Annotated in this window: 1 protein-coding gene; it reads left to right on the top strand. The window is 67.9% G+C overall.

Annotated elements, in window-relative coordinates; translation table 11 throughout:
• Nucleotides 1-105: 105 nt before the first annotated feature.
• Nucleotides 106-476: DDE-type integrase/transposase/recombinase (locus Q7A36_RS42030; protein WP_370655822.1), on the top strand; the 371-nt coding region annotated here is incomplete at its 3' end.

Below are 476 nucleotides of genomic sequence, written 5' to 3'. Positions count from 1 at the left end.
TGTTCAACCGCAGCCGCGCCCCTCAAGACTGCGCTTCGTACCGCCACCAAGTGTCCATTTGCCGCCTGACGCAGCAACACGCGGCATCCACGCGGCCGAGCGTGAATAGGACGGGATGAAGCCGCCCACGACTGGGAAGCAAAGCTCGCACCGCTGCTGGCGGACGAACTCCGCCGGCGCCGGCACGGCAAGGGTGGTGCCCGCGGCCGGCACTGGCACGTCGACGAAACGTACATCAAGGTCCGTGGCCGCTGGGCGTACCTGTATCGTGCCATCGACCGCGACGGCAATCTCGTCGACACCATGCTGAGCGAGCACCGGGACATGGCAGCGGCCCAAGCGTTCTTCCGCTCGGCCAAGGCTGCCGCTGGCATCACCCCCGAGCGTGTCACCACCGACGGGCACGGTTCCTACCCACGGGCGATCCGCGCGACGCTCGGCCGTCGGGTCGTGCATCGGACCAGCGCCTTCAAGAA

Origin of the sequence: Paracraurococcus lichenis, assembly GCF_030657435.1 — a bacterium.
GTDB classification, from domain to species: domain Bacteria; phylum Pseudomonadota; class Alphaproteobacteria; order Acetobacterales; family Acetobacteraceae; genus Paracraurococcus; species Paracraurococcus lichenis.
The sequence above is the reverse complement of the archived record's forward strand: the minus strand, read 5'-3'. Positions and strand labels throughout refer to the sequence as shown.